The following is a 17,188-nucleotide window of genomic DNA, read 5'->3' on the forward strand; positions in this document are numbered from 1 at the left end:
CAAGCCCTCACCCGCCCGGATGGGCTGTTCTGGAACGGCCTGATCAACAGCATCACCGTCACCCTGCTGTCGATCACGGTGCTCACCGTCGTCTCAGCCATGCTCGGCCACTACATCGCCCGCACCCGCAGCCGCTTCGGCCGCATCGCCCTGCTCGTCCTGCTGGCCGGCCTGATGATCCCACCCCAGGTCATCCTCGTCCCCGTCACCCACGTCCTGAACGCCACCCACCTCATGGGCACCATCAGCGGCCTGGTGTTGTTCAACGTCGGCTACTACGTGCCCTTCGGCGTCTTCGTCTTCTCCGGCTTCATCCGCAACATCCCCATCGACGTCGAAGAAGCCGCCGCCATCGACGGCTCCAGCCGCCTATCCACCTTCTGGCGCGTCGTCTTCCCCCTCCTACGCCCGGCCACCGCCAGCGTCCTCATCTTCCTCGGCGTCTGGATCTGGAACGACTTCCTCAACCCCCTCATCATCCTCGGCCCCCAAGGCGGCACCACCGTCACCGTCGGCCTCTACCGCTCCCTCGGCCAATTCCAGCGCGACTACGGCGCCACCTTCGGCCTCATGTTCATGGCCACCCTGCCCATCCTCCTCTTCTACCTCCTCCTGCAAAAACACTTCGTCAAAGGCCTCACCGGGGGAGCCGTCAAAGGATGACCACCACCCACACCCACGCCAACCTGCGCGGACACCTCGGCACACCCCTCAACCGGCCCCTCACCCTCGCCATCGCCGGAGCCGGCGCCCGCGGCGCCGCCTACGCCCACCTCGCCACCCACCTGCCCGACCGAGCCCGCATCGTCGCCGTCGCCGAACCCCGCGACCAGATCCGCCACCACTTCGCCACCCGGCACGCACTCCCCCCAGAACGCGTCTACGCCTCCTGGCAGGACATGGCCGCCGCCGGCCGCATCGCCGACGCCGTCATCATCGCCACCCTCGACGCCGACCACCTCCACCCCACCACCGCCTTCGCCGAACAGGGCTACGACATCCTGCTCGAAAAACCCATCGCCCCCACCCTGCACGACACCGAAGCGATCGGCGAGGTCGCCGCCCGCACCGGGACCACCATCGCCGTCTGCCACGTCATGCGCTACACCCCCTACACCCGCCACATCAAACAGGTGCTACCCACCATCGGCGACATCGTCAGCATCGAACACCTCGAACCCATCGGCGCCAACCACTACGCCCACTCCTTCGTCCGCGGCAACTGGCGCCGCACCGACGAAGCCACCTTCGCCCTACTCGCCAAGTCCTGCCACGACATCGACTGGCTCGCCTACCTCATCAACCGGCCCGCCCGCCGCGTCTCCTCCTTCGGCAGCCTGTTCCACTTCCAGCCCGCCAACCGCCCCCCACAAGCCACCGACCGCTGCCTGGACTGCCCCCTCCAGCACACCTGCCCCTACTCCGCCACCACCCTCTACCGCGACGGACTACACAACGGCGGCACCAAGCAATACTTCACCCGCGTCATCACCGCCGGCCAACTCACCGAAGACGCCGTCACCACCGCGCTGCGCGACGGCCCCTACGGACGCTGCGTCTACGCCTGCGACAACGACGTCGTCGACCACCAAGTCGTCAACCTCGAATTCGACGGCGGCACCACCGTCGCCTTCACCATGACCGCCTTCACCCCCCTGGAAAACCGGCACACCAAAATCTTCGGCACCACCGGCCAACTCACCGGCGACGGCCGCCACATCCACATCTACGACTTCACCACCGAACGCACCACCACCATCGACACCTCCCTCGACGGCTCCAGCACCACCGAAGGCCACGCCGGCGGCGACGAAAACCTCACCCGATCCTTCATCACCGCCCTCCACCAAGGCCAGCCCGACCTCATCCTGTCCGACATCACCAACAGCCTCACCAGCCACCGCATCGTCTTCGCCGCCGAACAAGCCCGCCTCACCGGAACCGTCATCACCCTCTGAGCGACCGAACACAGCCCCGAAAGGCACCCCCCATGCCCCCTTTCCCGCCGAGAGTTACTCGCGCTGAGCGCCGGCGCGCCGGCCGCCACGCTCACCGGCGCGCGCCCAGCCGCCGCGCACGCCCACCAGGCCGCGCGAACGCACCTCGCCGCACGGACCCATCCCGCCACGGGGGCCCCGGTCCAACCGCCGAGCGCATCGGCCCGCGCCGAGTCCGCCCCCGAGGGCGCGTTCAACCACCAGGTACAGAACCGCCTCGACGCACAGATCGAGTCCGAGATGGACATGGGTCCCGGCCGGGTACACCTGCGCTCCTGGACCGCCGACACCGCGCACGCGATGGTCGTCGACCTCCGCGCCGAGGGAACCACTGAGATCCCGATCAAGGTCACCCCCGATAGGAGCGACCCATGCGCCCGTCCGACCGGTTCCACATCGGTTACGCCATCTTCGACAGCGAGGGCCGCGCCGGCCGTACCCGGAACCGATGAGCCGCGCCCCAGCCCGACCGGAACGAGAGGCCGAGCGTGCCCACCGACTGGAACGAGATCAAGCGCATCCTGCCCCACTTCAACGGCGTCCTCACCGCGCCGCCTGAGCAGGTGCCGACCGACGGCTACCCCGACGGGCCGCTGCTGGGCAACGGCGACCTGGGCGCGGTCATCGGCGGCGACCGGCACACCCAGACGTTCCACCTGACCAAGAGCGACCTCTGGACCAGCACGACGGCGAAGGACTGCACCCCAATCGCCTTCGGCGGCGTCACCGTGCGCAAACCACCCGGCGCCACAGAACTGGAGACGACCTACAGGCAGACCACGGACCTGCTGAACGCCGAGGTCCGCTCGGAGCTGTGGATCAACCAGGCCCAGGTCCGCATGCGCTCGTTCGTCACCGGCTCGACCAGCGCGCTGGTGACCGAACTGGAGGCCGACCGGCCGGTCACGCTTGAGCTGGACGTCTGGACCAAGGCCGACGACCCGAGGTACCCCGCCGAGGCGGGCGTCCAGGACGGCCTGCTGTGGGCGACCCGCGCGACCGAGCACTCCCCCGGCAGCCAGTGGGTGGTCAGGGCGGGCGTCGCCACCAAGCTGCTGGGCGCCCAGGACGTCACGACCAGGGCGGGCGGGCCGGGCAGGGTGACCGCGCGGTTCACCGTGCCACGCGGCGGCAAGGTCACCGTCATCTCGGCGGTCGCGGGCGGCAGGAACGTGTCCGACGCGGGCGCCGCCGCCCGCGCGGCCGGGGCGCGGCTCGACTACGTCGTGCTGCGGCGGCTGGAGCGCGAGCACCAGGACTGGTGGTCGGACTACTGGCGCAGGTCGATGGTGCGCGTCTACGACCCGGTCGTGGAGCAGTTCTACTACGGCTCGCTGTACGTGCTGGGCAGCGTCAGCCGGCCGGGCAAGTGCGCCCCCGGCCTGTTCGGCTGGGTGACCACCGACACGCCCCGGTGGAAGGGCGACTACCACCTGAACTACCACGCCCAGGCCCCCTACTACGGCATCTACGCGGCCAACCGCGGCGAGCTGGTCCAGCCGTACTTCGACGTCCTGGACGCCTTCGTGCCGACCGGCGAGCACCTGGTCAAGGAGATCAAGGACTACCCGGCCGGAGAGCAGGTCAGCCCGCAGTTCAAGGACGCGATCCCGGCCAGCGCGCGGGGCATGCTCTTCCCGGTCGGCGTGGGCCCGTGGGGGTCGATCGCCATCGACAAGTACCACAACCAGCCGCTGAACGCCTCCTTCGCCGCGATCCCGTACATCTGGCAGGTCCGCTACCAGGGCGACCGGGCCTTCATGGAGCAGCGGGCCTACCCCTACCTGCTGAAGCTGACCGAGTTCTGGGAGGACTACCTCGGGCCCAGGGGCGCCGACGGGCTCCACCACTTCATGGGCTCGGCGCACGAGGGCGAGTGGGCGCGCGACGACACCCTCTCGCTCGGCCTGATCCGCATGGTCTTCGCCACGATGCTGGAGTGGGGCCGTTCCCTGAACAGGGACGCGCACCGGTGGGCCACGTGGCGGGACATCCTCGCCCACCTGCCCGAGCATCCGACCGCCACCTTCGAGGGCAGACGGGTGTACGTCCGCGACCACACGCACACCGACCTGACCCCGGTGGTCGGCAGGACGATCGTCAACCTCGAGTGGATCCACCCGATGGACGGCCACCGGACCGTGGACCGGCAGGTGGCCATGGACAGCCTCGACGCGATGAACTCGTGGAGCCAGGGCAACAACTTCCCCAAGAGCTTTCCCGTCGCCGCGTACTCCGGCTACCCGGCGGAGCGGCTCTACTCCCTGTTGTCGGGACGCGTCGGCGCGCTGCTGCGGCAGAACCTCACCGTCGCCCAGGAGGGCGGCGGCATCGAGACCATCGGGGCCATCGAGACGATCCACGCGATGATGCTCCGGACGGCCGGCGGCGTGACCACGATCTTCCCGAACTGGATCGCCGGCCGCCCGGCGAAGTTCGACTCGCTGCGCACCGACACCGGCCTGCTGGTGTCGGCCACGACCGACGGCGTCACCGTCTCCGGCGTGCGGATCCACGCCACGCGCGCGGTCACCGTCGAACTGGCCAGTCCATGGCCGGACCGGTCGCTGACCGTCAACGGGGTTCCCCTCACCGGCACGTCCTTCCCCGCGCGGGCGGGCGAGACGTACACGGTCGAGCCGGTTCCCGCGATCACGGTCACCGACGCCCCGGCGAGCGCCGACCTCGGCGAGCAGGGCGCCGCCGACTGGGTGACCTGGACCCTGACCGGCGGCGAGCGCAAGGCGGGCGCCGTCCCGCTGATCGGCGAGCTCACCCGGATCGGCTCCGGCCGGACCCAAGGGCTCGACGACGCCGCCGTCACGCTGTCGTGGACCGGCGAGGCGACGGGCACCTCGCGCTCCGGCCTGCTCACGCGCTCGGTGGGCAACGGCTTCCGCCTCACCGTCCCCGCCGGGAGGACACCCCGCAGGCTGCGCCTCTACCTCGGCGCCTCCAGCGCGGCGGTACGGCTGACCGCCACCCTGTCCGGCGCGGACCAGCCCGCCCACAGCGTCCTGATCGACTCGGGCGCCGAGGCGACGACCACCAAGCTGGTCGACCTCGACGTCACGGCGCCGCAGGACGGAGCCATCCTCACCATCGACTACGTCACGCAGACATCCCACACCGGAACCACAGGCAACGCCTTCATCCTCGCGGGAGCTCTCTCATGAAAAGATTCCTGCCGGCCTTATGCCTGCTCCTGCCCCTGATCGTGGCCGGACCGCCGCCCGCGCAGGCCGCCGCGCACGGGCGGGAGTGGGCCGAGATCACCCGGCTGATCTCGGGCATCGACGACGCGTACACCACGCCGCCCTCGCCGGGCAGCGTGCTGACCTCCGGCTACACCTCCGCCCTGCTCCTGGGCAACGGCGACCTGGCCGTCGCCTCCGACGCCCGCAACTCGACGCAGACCCTCTACCTCGGCAAGTCGGACTTCTGGAACTCCGCCAACACCCAGCTCAACCTGGGCCGGGTCAGCATCGGCTCCCCCGGCCACGGCGGCGCGCTGACGGCGACCGCCAAGGACACGCTCGAGTGCACCGCCGCCTGCGTCGTGGACGGCGACCCGGAGACGCGCTGGGTGTCGGCCACCAACGACCCGCAGTGGGTGACGGTCGACCTCAGCGCGGTGCGGCAGGTCACCCGCTGGGTGGTGCGGCACAACGGCTACACCGGCCGCGCCGACAACTTCCAGCGCCTCAACACCCGTGACTTCGCCCTGGAGCGCAGCGACGACGGCACGACCTGGACCACGGTCGACACGGTGACCGGCAACACCGCCGAACAGACCGACCGCACCGTGCCCGCCTTCTCCGCCCGCTACCTCCGGCTGAACATCACGCAGGCCGTACGCGACCCCGCCGACCCCAACCAGAAGGCCTACCTGCGCGACCTGCTGCTCTACGACGGCAACGTCAGCCTCGCCAACCCCGTCACCTCGTACGGCACGGCCAACCCGGTGGCCACCGCCACGAGCACCCGCGAGTGCACCGCCACCTGCGCCATCGACGGCAACGCCGAAACCCGCTGGGTCTCGGCCACCCACGGCCCGCGGTGGGTGACGGTCGACCTTGGCGCGGCGCAGACGATCAACCGCTGGGTGGTGCGGCACAACGGCTACACCGGCCGCGCCGACAACTTCCAGCGCCGCAACACCAGCGCCTTCGACCTGCAGCGCAGCGACGACGGCACGACCTGGACCACGGTCGACACGGTGACCGGCAACACCGCCGAGCAGACCGACCGCACCGTGCCCGCCTTCTCCGCCCGCTACCTCCGGCTGAACATCACCGACCCCGGCTCCGACTCCAGGGCGTTCATCCGCGACTTCCTGCTCTTCAACGGCGGAACCAGCGTCACCCGCGACCTGAACTACCACCAGAAGCAGAACATCCTGCCCGCCGAGGTGGCCGGCAGCCAGATCATCGGCGGCCAGGTCGTCACCACCCGCACCTGGCCCGCCGAGACCGAGAACCTGCTGGTCACCGAGATCGCCACGACCGGCCAGGCGATCCCGCTGGAGGTCAACGTGGTCCTGCCCGGCGGCTCCTCGGGCGTCGACGGCCAGGCGTGGGCGGCCCGCGCCACCGGCGCCGACGGCGCGTCCGGCTGGGTCGCGAAGGCCGCCGCCGCCAAGGTGCTGGGCGCCACGGCGACCATGAGCGCGCCCGCCCCCGGCACCGCGCGGCTCTCCGTCACCCTGCAACCCGGCACGCCCGTCCGGCTGCTGACCTCCGTCAGGGGAACCGGCTCCTGCGCGCACCCAACCCCGCTGGACAACTTCCGCGCGCAGGCGGTCAGCCGTACCGCGCAACTCGACGCGGCGGCGGTCACGTCGCTGCGGGCGGCGCACCGCGCCTGGTGGAAGAGCTACTGGCTGAAGTCCTACGTCGACACCGGCGACGAGGTGCTCAACAAGTTCTACTACGGCGGGCTGTACGCGGTGGCCGCGGTCAACCGGGAGGGCTTCGCCTTCGGCTCGACCTACTCGCCGTGGCGGACCGTCGACCGCAACAACGGCTACTGGATGAACTACAACTCCGAGGCCCAGTTCTACGGCGTGTACGCGGCGAACCGGGCCGAGCTGGCCAAGCCGTACTATGCCAGCCTGCGGGCGGAGATCCCCTACTCGCGCAACCGCACCCACCAGGCCGGCTACAAGGGCATGACGTTCTCGCGCACGTTCCGTCCCTACAACGCCACCAGGCCCGCGCCCGCGACGGTGCCGGTCGCGCCGGTCAAGGACTGGACGGCGCTGCCCAGCGACCAGCAGTCCAACGGCGTCTTCACGGCGCTGCCGCTGCTGTGGGACTACGAGTACACCGGTGACGAGAAGATGTTCCGCGAATTCACCTATCCCTACCTCAGGGAACAGGCCGAGTTCTGGATGGACTACCTGGTCAGGGGCCCCGACGGCAAGTACGACGTCCTGCACTCGGGCGTCAACGAGGAAGGCGACGACCTCAACTCCGTCTACGACCTCGGCTTCGTCCGCCGCCTGCTGACCTCGCTGATCACCTACAGCGCCCGGCTCGGCCTGGACGCCGACCTGCGGCCGGTCTGGCAGGGCTACCTCGACGACCTGACGCCCTACCCGACCGCCGTCATGGACGGGCTGAACGTCATCCTGCTGGCCGAGGAGATCAACAACCCGATCAAGGGCAACGCGCTGCTCAACAAGAACGACCAGCCCATCAACCTGGAGGGCGTCGTCCACCCGAGCGACAACCTGGCCATCGGCGGCGACCCCGCCATGCTCCAGCTCGTCCGCAACACCCTGGAGTGGGTGGACCCGTTCAAACCGGGCACGCGCGGCTCGTCCATCAACGGCTTCCCGAAGACCTTCACCATCGCCGCCCGCGCGGGCTGGCCGGCGGAGGACCTGATCGGCAAGTTCAAGACGGTCGTCGAGCAGCTCTGGCGGCCCAACCTCACCGTCCGCCAGAGCGGCGGCGCCCAGGAGACCTCCGGCTCGGTCGAGACGGTCAACTCGATGTTCCTGCAGACCTTCGAGGACGTGCACCGGCTCTTCCCGGCCTGGCCGGACGCCCGTGACGCGAAGTTCGTCCGGCTGCGGGCCAAGGGCGCGTTCCTGCTCTCGGCCGCGCAGCGCCGCGGCACAGTCTCCCCGGTCGAGCTGACCAGCGAGAAGGGCAACCCGTTCACGCTGGTCAACCCCTGGGGCGCCGCACGGGTCCGCGTTCACACCTCTTCCGGTACGGCCGTCGCCCCCACGATCTCCGGCGACCGGATCTCCTTCCCGACCACCGCCGGCCAGAGCTACCACATCTTCCCGGCACGCTGACGTTTCCGCTCCCACCATCCCAGTCAGGAGGAAACAAGACGGCATGAACACACGCGTACGGATCACAGCAGGCGTCCTCGCACTCTCGGCAGCCGGACTGCTCGCCGTGGCGGTTCCCGGCGGCGCCGCCCCGATGGCGGCGGTCGCGGGCCCCATGGCGGTCGACGACCTGGAGCTCGCCCCCACCCAGAACGAGATCAACTCCTTCAAGTCCCACATCGCGCCGCTGACCCCGGCGCCCGACAACGTCGGCAACGACTGGGCCCAGCACGCGGGCGGCCAGCGGGTCAAGGCCATGGGCATCCTCTACGAGATCAGCGGGGACACCGCGATCCTCGACAAGATGATCGGGTTCTGCGACGCGGTGCACTCCCAGCGCAACGACCTCGCGGCCGCCCCCGTCGGGCAGCACCGGTTATGGACCGGCGGCATCGACCCGGCCTGGCCCAACAACCGGGACGCGCCGGTCGAGACCGGCGGCGAACAGGGCGATCCCGTCGGCCACCTCGGCTACTGCGCCCGGCTCATCCTGGAGACCCCCGCGATCTGGAACCGCAACGTCTCCTTCGGCGATCCGAGAGGCTACGGCGCCACCTACCTCGCCAGGGCCAAGACCTTCCTGGCGAGCGGTGACCGGGCGGTCGACGGGCACATCCTGAGCAGGCTCCTCGACCTGACCCGCGGCGGCAACCGCCAGTACTTCGCCCGCGACGCCGCCTACCAGCCCGGCGGCGAGGTGCCGTGGAACCAGCAGGCGATGTTCAACTACGGCTTCCACAACCTGGCCGCCGCACACCGCATCCTCAACGACGCCCCCGCCCGGGTGACCAGGTACGAGGGCATCGTCAAGGCGAGCGTCGACTGGTTCTTCGCGAAGGCCCAGACGGTCACCTCCCCGCAGGGCAGGCCGGCGTACCGGTGGGGCTACAAGCCGTCCTTCGGCACCCTGGAGGACAACAGCCACGGCCAGCTCGACGTGCACGGCCTGCACATGCTCTACGCCTCCGGCCGGTACGGCATCACCGCCGCGATGATGACGCCGCTGGCGAACACGTTCCTCGACATCATGACGAAGAGCTCGACCAAGTTCTCCGGCAAGGTGGACGGTACGGACGGCACCGGCAACTCGGCCCCCACCAGCTACATCCGCGCCGGATGGCTCCTGCTGGCCGAGTTCCGCACCGACCGGCACCACTTCATGATGGACGTGAACTTCAACGAGGGCGGCACCACCGGCTCCATCGACCAGTGGTCCCGCCTGATGCTGGTGAAGGACCGCCGCTGGTGACACCCTGACCGCATCGCGGACCTCAGCCAGGATCCTTTACAAAGTAGATCACTATCGGACCGGCCCGCCGTCGTCCACGGCGGCGGGCCGGTCCGCGGTGAACACCGGGGTACCGACCGACCCGCGGAAGGCGGCGTTCATCCCCTACAGCATCGCTCGGTACGTCCCACGCCCCGATGGACCTGATCCAGGCGTTGACCGCTGCGGGCCAGATCGTGGCGGTGTTCCACTGCACGTGATCAAGGACCGCATGATCCAGCTCGGCTCGGGAAAGGTTCGCCCCGTTGAGGCACGCCTGTCGCAGGTCCACTTCGCGTAGGTCCGCCGCGCGCAGGTCCGCGTCGTCGAGCGCCGCGCCATGAAACATCGCGCCGCGGAGGGTCGCGCCGTGCAGGTCCGCACCGCTGAGCGACACCCCACTCAGATCTGCCCCGGTCAGGTCCGCGTAGCGCAGAAAGGCGCGTTTCAGGCTGACGCCGCTCAGGATCCTACGAGCCAGTTGGGCGCCGCCAAGATCAGCGTAGTCCAGGTCAATGAGCGCGGCGCCCTCCCAGACCCCGGCCAGAAGGCTCCCTACATCTTCTGGGATGAGATGGGCCACATCACTCCCGGCCTGAGGGGAATCGGCGGGGTTTCCCGCTGGGGAGGGAAGTCCGCCTTCTCCGGCAAGAAGCAGGGCCCCCTTGACGGCTTCACCCACGAGCCTCCAGTTGACCATGCCGAGGGGCTCCGCGCGTGAACGCAACCACGGCGCGAGCGGGTCGTCCCGCATCCACGCCATGACCGCCGCGACGTCGTCTTGAACGATGTACTCACCGAGAGCTCTCTGCGTCTCCTCGGGGTGGGTGCCGATAAAGGCGATCATGGCCCTGACGAGATGCCGTATGGCGTCGTCCTCGGCCACCTGACTGATCGCAGGCGGTTCCTGACGTGGCCGGCGCCGCGCACCCTTCACTTCGCGCCCCCCGCCTCACGCCGCTCCTGCACCGGCGGCAGCGCGGCCTGGCCGCGGGTGCGAAGCATGGTACTGGCCAGCCGGTCGAGCGTGGCGAGCACGTTCGCCACCTGCTCGGGCGCGCAGCGGCTCAGCGCCCGCCACGCGATCAGCACGACGCCGGCGATCAGGGCCAGCGTCACCACCGTCCCTGCCACGATGGCCACCTCCGTTGTTGTCATCATCGCTCCTGTCTTCGCCGTCCGGGTCGGTTCCTGGGGCATGAAAAAGCCCCGGCCGGTCCGAGATGTCGCGGACCGGCCGGGGCCAGAAATGACAAAGACCTCGTACGGCAGAGCCGTCGAGGTCTTCTGTTTCCGGACAGGCTTCCGCCCGGCAAGCCGATGGTCACACGAGCGGTGAAGGCACGTCAACCCCGTGCGAAGCAATCAGCCTTGGCATCGGGGATCACGTGCCCAAGCACACCGCGTCCGGGACTACCGCACGTCAAAAGCGCCCGAGAAGCTCATGAGCCCCTCACCGTCACCCCGGCGCAGTCCGGCAGCCGGCCTCGCCTGACAGGTCACACATCCGGCTGACGAGCCGTCGCGTTACGACTTCACCGCGCCTGGCAGTTGTTCTTCGACAGGCGTGGCAGGCCCTACGGGGTTGTGACACACAAACCGGCAATGCGAAAGGGTGTCACCCGGTGGAGTGACACCCTGATCGACCAGCGAGAATCTGGTCGGGACGACAGGATTTGAACCTGCGACCCCTTGACCCCCAGGCACTTCGCGCGAGGGCGGGATCACCGGCGATTCCGCCCTCACCTGCCGGAACAGTCCAGGGCGGTCCCCCGGGATCCAGGCACATCCTGGGCGATTGTCACGCAGTTAGTCACGCGGTATCTGGGCCGTGACCTGGGGTTGCTGCCACACCTCGCGACCGTGGCTCCACAGCTCAGAGGCATGGTACGCGAACCGGTCGAACAGGCCGTCGTCCTGGTAACGGCGCAGGTGCAGCATCGGCGAGTCGTGACCCACGAGCTTGGCCAGGTGTGGTGTCACGAGCATCTCGGCGTCGAAACGGAAGACGCTCATGGCGATGTGCTCGTCGCCGAACCTGGCCTCGATGCCTGGGACCTCTCGAAGCTGCTCGACCTCCGAGAGTGTGATGCGGATGCGGGTGGAGACGGTCAGGGGCACGTTCTCCACCTCCTCCCGGCGGCGGGTCACCTCGCTCTCGGGATCGCCCAGGAGGAACCGGATCTTGCAGCCCTGTTGCGCCTTCCGCTTGAGGACCTTGGCCAGGTTGGGATGCTCCAGCCAGAGGAAGTAGTTCGTGTATCCGGCGAACACGATCTCGTTGCGGGCCGCGTTGATGAGGGTGCGCCAGATGGATTTCGGGCATGCGGACCGATACGGATAAACGGTCAGCACTTCCCTATCTGGCCCCATTTTTACCGTATTGCGAATTGCGTCTGGCCAAAGCACGGCTGTCTCAACTCCCAGTGCCTCCGCAGCGGCCCACTGGTGCCGCTGGTGCGGAATACGAGCCTCGTCCTGCAACCAGCGTTCCACCGTTTTGACGTCCACTCCACACCGGGAGGCCAGGACGCCGTTCGTGACCTGCGCGTTGAGCATGGCGCGGCGTAGGGCAACGTTGGCCACAGTGCACCTCGCGAGGGCAAAAGGACGCCAAGGACGTTTTGAGCGTAACGCTGAAACGTCCTGGACGTCTCGATAATGCGGTGGGTTCGTCACCCGCGAGTAAGCAGGCTGAGGGCATGTCGAAGCCGATCATTCTCGAAGATCTGCAAGAGGCTTTCCCCGGCTGGTGCATTTGGCGAAGCTCGGCGGGCCGACTATGGGCGACACGCAATGGACGGCGTCTGACGCAACGCGAGACCGACATAGGTCTCTACCAGACCCTCGACGCCGACGACGTGACCCAACTCGCTCCGATGCTCAAAGCTCAAGAAAGGGTGGAGTCGGCCCACGCCTCGCGCGGTGGCACGGGGATCAGTCCCTCAGCGCGCGATGCGACATGATCTCTCTCGATGAGTGCCTGAGCCCGCACGTTGCGGCGAAGCAGCGGGGCAGCGGGCGGTTGCGATGGTACGCACTCGATCCGTACGGGAGGCGGGTGCGGGTGGCCGATTGGACGTGTGCGTGCCAGGCGACGGTGTACGAGTTGTGCCTGGCGGGTGGCCGGGCGTTCATCCGGCGTACGGTGCAGGGTGAGCCGGTGGCGAGGATGCATGAGACCGACTGGGGATCGCTCGGCGAGACGCGGGAGACCTGGGCGGCACTGCTGGCCGGGTACGTCCGGTAGGCGGTGTCCTTCAGGGCTTCGCACGGCCCACTCTTCCCCCCGCCCCCGATAGCTGCCGGACTGTGTGGCCCGACCGAGGTGTCAACTCCGTCTTCCCATGACCTCAGCCCTGTGAGGTTCCACGCGGCCCACCCTCTTGCCGCACGGACGGAGTTGACGCCGACCGAGGGACACGAACACTGCGGTATCGGGGGCGGGGGTACGGACCTCGGCCCGTGGGTGATCTGCCAGAGAGTGGAGTGGCCGGCGTCCATGCGAAGCACCCCGCAGGGGCCGCGTAGCGGTGGAGGCCGGTGACGGAACGGCCTTGATGATTCAGGCTTCTGCCGTGCATGGCTTGAAGGGTTGTCGCGCCGCCTTGGAGCGGTGGGCGGCGCGCGCCGGGACCGGCCCCCAGGCCGCATGCCCGGCGCGCTGGCCGCCCGGAGCGGGCGGCGGCGCGGCGAGCGAAGCGAGCCCTTGAACCCGTAAAGAAACTCTGAACCACCTACAGCGCGAGCACGATCGGCCCATCCGGGCTCAGCTCCGGCCATCGCTGCTCGTCACCCTGCGGAAGGTCGGCCAGGGACTCGCCGACCGTGGTCGTCTCGAACTCCTCGGCGGCGGCCTTGATCTCGGTGGCCTCCAGTGGCTGGCCGTCGCGGCTGAGCATGATGCGGCGGATGAGCAGGATGGGCGCACCCACCTCCATGCGCAGGCGCAGGCGTTCCGTCTCGTACGGCATGCGGGCGGTCACGGTGGTGAGCCAGTCGATCGGTCCCCGGTCGGCCTGGATGAGGTCGTAGAACGCCTCGTGACGTGGCTGAACCTGGCCTGCTTTGTTCTTCTTGGGCGGTGGGATGACGTCGGCGTTGGTGTAAGAGTTGATCTCGATGAAGCGCTTCTTGACGTGCATCCACACGTTGAAGCGGTGGTAGACCTTGTGGCCGGTGCGGGTGCCGAGCAGGGCGGCGACCTCCCGGTTGGCGGCCACGATGGTGGAGCGGCCGTAGACCTCGCCGCCCTCGCCGTCGTCCTCGCCGGGGATCGGCACGCGTAGCCAGCCCCAGGACTGGTTGACCTCGTTGAAACGCAGCTCCACCAGGTCGGGCCGTGGCTGGAGACCGAGCAGGATCAGGAAGCGGTCGGGGACGGTGCGCACGAAGGTGCCGCGTCCGCGCACGATGCTGACCAGCCCTTCGAGCACGAGAGTCTTGAGGGCCTGGCGGACGGTGGGGCGGGAGACGGTGTAGCGGCTGGCGAGCTGGGTCTCGCTGGGTAGCGGGCTGCCGGGCGTGTAGTGGCCTTCCAGGATGTCGGCCCGCAGGGCTGAGGCGATGGCACGCCACGCGTAGTCCTCGGCGGGCCCAGCCACCTCTTCGGGGATCTCCTCGAATTCCATGCAACTTCCTCTCACTAGTCCCTCCACTTGTACTACAAGTCGGCGTACTATCAAAGTATGACGCAACTTGTACTACATGCTGAAGCACTGGAGCCGCCTAGACGAGAGGAGACCCCGTTATGAACACCAACGGCTGGATGCACGACCTCGCGAATCTCATCAACAGCCCCGGTTACGCCCGCTGGAAACAGATGGTCGCCGCCACCGGCGGCTGCGCCCACCCCATCCACCTCACCGGCAGCTCAACGATCATCGACGCCGCCACCGGCGAAGTCCTGCACGACTACCAGGCCGCCGACGAGCCCGGCGGACACCTGCTCATCGCCTGCGGCAACCGCCGCGCCTCCGTCTGTCCCGCCTGCTCCCAGCTCTACCAGGCCGACACCTACCACCTCATCCGCGCGGGCCTGTCCGGCGGCAAGGGCATCCCCGACAGCATCACCACCCATCCACGCGCCTTCGTCACCCTCACCGCCCCTTCCTTCGGGCCGGTGCACTCCCACCGGAACGGCCAGCCATGCCGCCCTCGCCGCCACGCCGAACCCTGCCCGCACGGCCGCCCCATCGGCTGCCACGCCCGCCACCAACCCCACGACGGCCTCCTCGGCCAACCGCTGTGCCCCGACTGCTACGACTACCCCGGCGCGGTGCTGTGGCAAGCCCACGCGGGCGCACTGTGGCACCGCTTCACCCAAGCCCTCCGCCGCCATCTCGCCGCCCACATCGGACTCAGCCGCCGCGCCTTCGCCGGTCAGGTCCGCGTCGCCTTCGCCAAGGTCGCGGAGTACCAGCGACGCGGCCTGGTCCACTTCCACGCGGTGATCCGCCTCGACGGACACGGCCAGCCGCCACCGGCCTGGGCGGACCACAGTCTCCTGTCAGAAGCCATCCCGGCCGCCGCTCACAGCATCACTCTCACCTCCCCGGCGAGCGACCTCGGTCAATGGCACCTCACCTGGGGAGATCAGCTCGACATCCGCCCCATCACCGTCAACGGCGACCTCAGCGAACGGGCCGTCGCCTCCTACATCGCCAAGTACGCCACCAAGGGCGCGGAAGCGTCCGGCACCATCGACCACCGCCTGTCCTGCCGCGCCTGCGCAGGTCACGGCCGCCAACGTCCCCTGACCACATGCCCGCAGTGCCACGGCACCGGCCTCAAGCCCGGGCTCCACCTCGACGCGTTACCCGTCACCGACCACGCCCGCCGCATGATCCGGACCTGCTGGGACCTCGGCGCCCGCCCCGAATACGCCGCTCTCCGGCTACGCCCGTGGGCTCACATGCTCGGCTTCCGAGGCCACTTCTCCAGCAAGAGCCGCACCTACTCCACCACCCTCACCGCCCTGCGCGACGCCCGCCGCCAGCACCGCGCCGCAGAAGCCCGCGATCGCCACCAGCTTCCCGCCGTCACCGACGCCACCACCCTCATCCTGGCCCACTGGCGCTTCGCCGGAATCGGCCACACCCCCGCCGAAGCCCTCATGGCCGAGCACATCCGCCACAACATCGCCACCGCCCGCAAGATCGCCGCCGAGCGGGAGGACGGATGAGAACACGCCGCCCCGCCCAGGAACGGCGGCTCTACCGCGTCTGCGAAGCCATGCACCTGCTCAGCCTCAGCCGCAGCGTGATCTACGAACTCATCCGCTCAGGACGGCTCCGCTCCGTCACCCAGGGCCGAACCCGGCTCATCCCCGCCACCGCCATCGACGACTACATCGCCCTTCTGGAGAAGGAGGCATCATGACCACCCGACGCAGCCGAGGAGACGGCGGCATCCACTGGAACGAAGCCCGGCAACGCTGGATCGCCGAACTCACCATCGGCTACACCCCCGCAGGCAAGCGCATCGTCAAGAAGGCCAGCGGCAAGACCAAGACCGAAGCCAAGGCCAAGCTCAAAGAGATCATCCGAGACCACGATGACGGGCTGGCTAGCGGCCCGGCGAACTACACGGTGGCCGACGCCGTCGCCGCCTGGCTCGCCTACGGCCTGCACGGCCGGAGCCCGAACACGGTCAAGAACTATCGGACCCTGTGCGCCAAGCACATCGTCCCCGACCTGGGCGCGCGCAAGCTGCGTGAGCTGAGCGCCGAAGACGTGGACCGGTGGCTCGTCGGCAAGTCCAAGGCCCTCGCTGGGCGCACGGTCAGGCTGCTCCACTCGTGCCTGCACCGCGTGGTGAAGTTCGCCCAGGCACGCGACAAGGTGAAGCGCAACGTCGTGGGCCTGTGCGAGATCCCCGAGAGCAAGGCGGGCCGACCGTCGAAGTCCTTCACGCTCGACCAGGCCACGGCCATCCTCGACGCCGCCGAAGACAGCCGTCTGTACGCCTACGTGGTCCTGTCGCTGCTGATCGGTGCCCGCACCGAGGAGCTGCGCGCGCTGACCTGGAAGGAGGTCGATCTCGTGGGTGATCCCGGCAAGGAGATCCCGCCGTGGATCGCCGTGTGGCGCTCGGTCCGAGAAGGAGGCGACACGAAGACCAAGCGCTCACGACGCTCCCTGGCGCTCCCCCGGCGGTGCGTGGAAGCGCTCAAGACGCATCGGGAGCGCCAGCGCAGGGACAAGAAGGAGGCAGGCGAGAGGTGGAAGGATCACGGGCTGGTCTTCGCGTCTCTCGTGGGCACGCCGCTCGACGCCCACAACGTACGGCGGGCCTTCCGGAAGATCGTGAAGGATGCCGGGATGCCCGCGTACTACTGGACGCCTCGCGAGATGCGGCACAGCTTCGTCTCGCTGCTGTCCGACTCCGGTGTTCCCCTGGAGGACATCGCCCGTCTCGTCGGCCACAGCGGCACAGCCGTCACCGAAGCCGTCTACCGCAAGCAGATCCGCCCGGTACTCCTGCAAGGAGCTGCGGCGATGGACGAGATCTTCACTCGATAGTCACGCAGTTGGTCACTCAGCAATGCGAAAGGGTGTCACCCGGTGGAGTGAC

The 17,188-nt window shown here is 68.8% G+C and carries 14 protein-coding genes; 10 read left to right on the plus strand and 4 right to left on the minus strand.

Annotation, left to right across the window (positions count from 1 at the left end; genetic code table 11):
* The 5 genes from ACIBEJ_RS25295 to ACIBEJ_RS25315 all read left to right on the plus strand — a co-directional run.
* The coding region (locus ACIBEJ_RS25295) for a carbohydrate ABC transporter permease (protein WP_397185290.1) at positions 1 to 663 on the plus strand (663 nt) is incomplete at its 5' end.
* Positions 660 to 1,958 carry a Gfo/Idh/MocA family protein gene (locus ACIBEJ_RS25300; protein WP_397185291.1) on the plus strand — a complete coding sequence of 433 codons (1,299 nt, stop codon included), beginning with the start codon at positions 660 to 662 and terminating at the stop codon, positions 1,956 to 1,958. The genes ACIBEJ_RS25295 and ACIBEJ_RS25300, both read left to right, overlap by 4 nt.
* Positions 1,959 to 2,485: 527 nt before the next feature.
* Complete coding sequence (locus ACIBEJ_RS25305; RefSeq protein WP_397185292.1) at positions 2,486 to 5,173, plus strand: glycosyl hydrolase family 95 catalytic domain-containing protein; 2,688 nt, start codon at positions 2,486 to 2,488, stop codon at positions 5,171 to 5,173.
* Positions 5,170 to 8,307 carry a discoidin domain-containing protein gene (locus ACIBEJ_RS25310; RefSeq protein ID WP_397185293.1) on the plus strand — a complete coding sequence of 1,046 codons (3,138 nt, stop codon included), beginning with the start codon at positions 5,170 to 5,172 and terminating at the stop codon, positions 8,305 to 8,307. Before ACIBEJ_RS25305 ends, ACIBEJ_RS25310 begins: the two co-directional genes overlap by 4 nt.
* 43 nt (positions 8,308 to 8,350) lie before the next feature.
* Positions 8,351 to 9,595 carry a hypothetical protein gene (locus tag ACIBEJ_RS25315; protein ID WP_397185294.1) on the plus strand — a complete coding sequence of 415 codons (1,245 nt, stop codon included), beginning with the start codon at positions 8,351 to 8,353 and terminating at the stop codon, positions 9,593 to 9,595.
* A 22-nt stretch (positions 9,596 to 9,617) separates the two neighbouring features.
* Here ACIBEJ_RS25315 and ACIBEJ_RS25320 read toward each other — a convergent pair whose 3' ends face one another.
* The 3 genes from ACIBEJ_RS25320 to ACIBEJ_RS25330 all read right to left on the minus strand — a co-directional run bounded on the left by ACIBEJ_RS25320 (position 9,618) and on the right by ACIBEJ_RS25330 (position 12,199).
* Complete coding sequence (locus ACIBEJ_RS25320; protein WP_397185295.1) at positions 9,618 to 10,499, minus strand: pentapeptide repeat-containing protein; 882 nt, start codon at positions 10,497 to 10,499, stop codon at positions 9,618 to 9,620.
* A 47-nt stretch (positions 10,500 to 10,546) separates the two neighbouring features.
* Positions 10,547 to 10,774 carry a hypothetical protein gene (locus tag ACIBEJ_RS25325; protein ID WP_397185296.1) on the minus strand — a complete coding sequence of 76 codons (228 nt, stop codon included), beginning with the start codon at positions 10,772 to 10,774 and terminating at the stop codon, positions 10,547 to 10,549.
* Between the two features lie 648 nt (positions 10,775 to 11,422).
* Positions 11,423 to 12,199 (minus strand): hypothetical protein, encoded by a 777-nt coding sequence (locus tag ACIBEJ_RS25330; RefSeq protein WP_397185297.1) that lies wholly within the window; start codon positions 12,197 to 12,199, stop codon positions 11,423 to 11,425.
* 116 nt (positions 12,200 to 12,315) lie between these two features.
* On the opposite strand from ACIBEJ_RS25330, the gene ACIBEJ_RS25335 reads away from it, so the two are divergent.
* On the plus strand, positions 12,316 to 12,579 hold the full coding sequence (locus ACIBEJ_RS25335; protein ID WP_397185298.1) for a hypothetical protein: 264 nt from the start codon (positions 12,316 to 12,318) through the stop codon (positions 12,577 to 12,579).
* Complete coding sequence (locus ACIBEJ_RS25340) at positions 12,576 to 12,863, plus strand: hypothetical protein (protein WP_397185299.1); 288 nt, start codon at positions 12,576 to 12,578, stop codon at positions 12,861 to 12,863. Before ACIBEJ_RS25335 ends, ACIBEJ_RS25340 begins: the two co-directional genes overlap by 4 nt.
* A 487-nt stretch (positions 12,864 to 13,350) precedes the next feature.
* On the opposite strand, the gene ACIBEJ_RS25345 is transcribed toward ACIBEJ_RS25340, so the two are convergent.
* Entirely contained in the window at positions 13,351 to 14,244 is an 894-nt protein-coding gene (locus tag ACIBEJ_RS25345; protein ID WP_397185300.1) for a GntR family transcriptional regulator, read from the minus strand.
* Positions 14,245 to 14,363: 119 nt separating this feature from the next.
* On the opposite strand from ACIBEJ_RS25345, the gene ACIBEJ_RS25350 reads away from it, so the two are divergent.
* The 3 genes from ACIBEJ_RS25350 to xerC are packed head-to-tail and all read left to right on the plus strand — an operon-like array spanning position 14,364 to position 17,136.
* Entirely contained in the window at positions 14,364 to 15,797 is a 1,434-nt protein-coding gene (locus ACIBEJ_RS25350; protein ID WP_397185301.1) for a replication initiator, read from the plus strand.
* Positions 15,794 to 15,994 (plus strand): helix-turn-helix domain-containing protein, encoded by a 201-nt coding sequence (locus tag ACIBEJ_RS25355; protein ID WP_397185302.1) that lies wholly within the window; start codon positions 15,794 to 15,796, stop codon positions 15,992 to 15,994. The genes ACIBEJ_RS25350 and ACIBEJ_RS25355 overlap by 4 nt, the downstream gene beginning before the upstream one ends.
* A complete protein-coding gene (gene xerC, locus ACIBEJ_RS25360) occupies positions 15,991 to 17,136 on the plus strand; it encodes a tyrosine recombinase XerC (protein ID WP_397185303.1) in 1,146 nt (381 codons plus the stop codon). The genes ACIBEJ_RS25355 and xerC overlap by 4 nt, the downstream gene beginning before the upstream one ends.
* Positions 17,137 to 17,188 lie beyond the last annotated feature (52 nt).

The sequence above is a fragment of the Nonomuraea sp. NPDC050790 genome (genome assembly GCF_044456745.1).
GTDB lineage: Bacteria > Actinomycetota > Actinomycetes > Streptosporangiales > Streptosporangiaceae > Nonomuraea.

Coding starts and splice junctions, on each gene's coding strand:
- ACIBEJ_RS25315 (WP_397185294.1), top strand. CDS start 8,351: ATGAACACACGCGTACGGATCACAGCAGGCGTCCTCGCACTCTCGGCA.
- ACIBEJ_RS25325 (WP_397185296.1), bottom strand. CDS start 10,774: ATGATGACAACAACGGAGGTGGCCATCGTGGCAGGGACGGTGGTGACG.
- ACIBEJ_RS25340 (WP_397185299.1), top strand. CDS start 12,576: ATGATCTCTCTCGATGAGTGCCTGAGCCCGCACGTTGCGGCGAAGCAG.
- ACIBEJ_RS25335 (WP_397185298.1), top strand. CDS start 12,316: ATGTCGAAGCCGATCATTCTCGAAGATCTGCAAGAGGCTTTCCCCGGC.
- ACIBEJ_RS25350 (WP_397185301.1), top strand. CDS start 14,364: ATGAACACCAACGGCTGGATGCACGACCTCGCGAATCTCATCAACAGC.
- ACIBEJ_RS25310 (WP_397185293.1), top strand. CDS start 5,170: ATGAAAAGATTCCTGCCGGCCTTATGCCTGCTCCTGCCCCTGATCGTG.
- xerC (WP_397185303.1), top strand. CDS start 15,991: ATGACCACCCGACGCAGCCGAGGAGACGGCGGCATCCACTGGAACGAA.
- ACIBEJ_RS25345 (WP_397185300.1), bottom strand. CDS start 14,244: ATGGAATTCGAGGAGATCCCCGAAGAGGTGGCTGGGCCCGCCGAGGAC.
- ACIBEJ_RS25300 (WP_397185291.1), top strand. CDS start 660: ATGACCACCACCCACACCCACGCCAACCTGCGCGGACACCTCGGCACA.
- ACIBEJ_RS25355 (WP_397185302.1), top strand. CDS start 15,794: ATGAGAACACGCCGCCCCGCCCAGGAACGGCGGCTCTACCGCGTCTGC.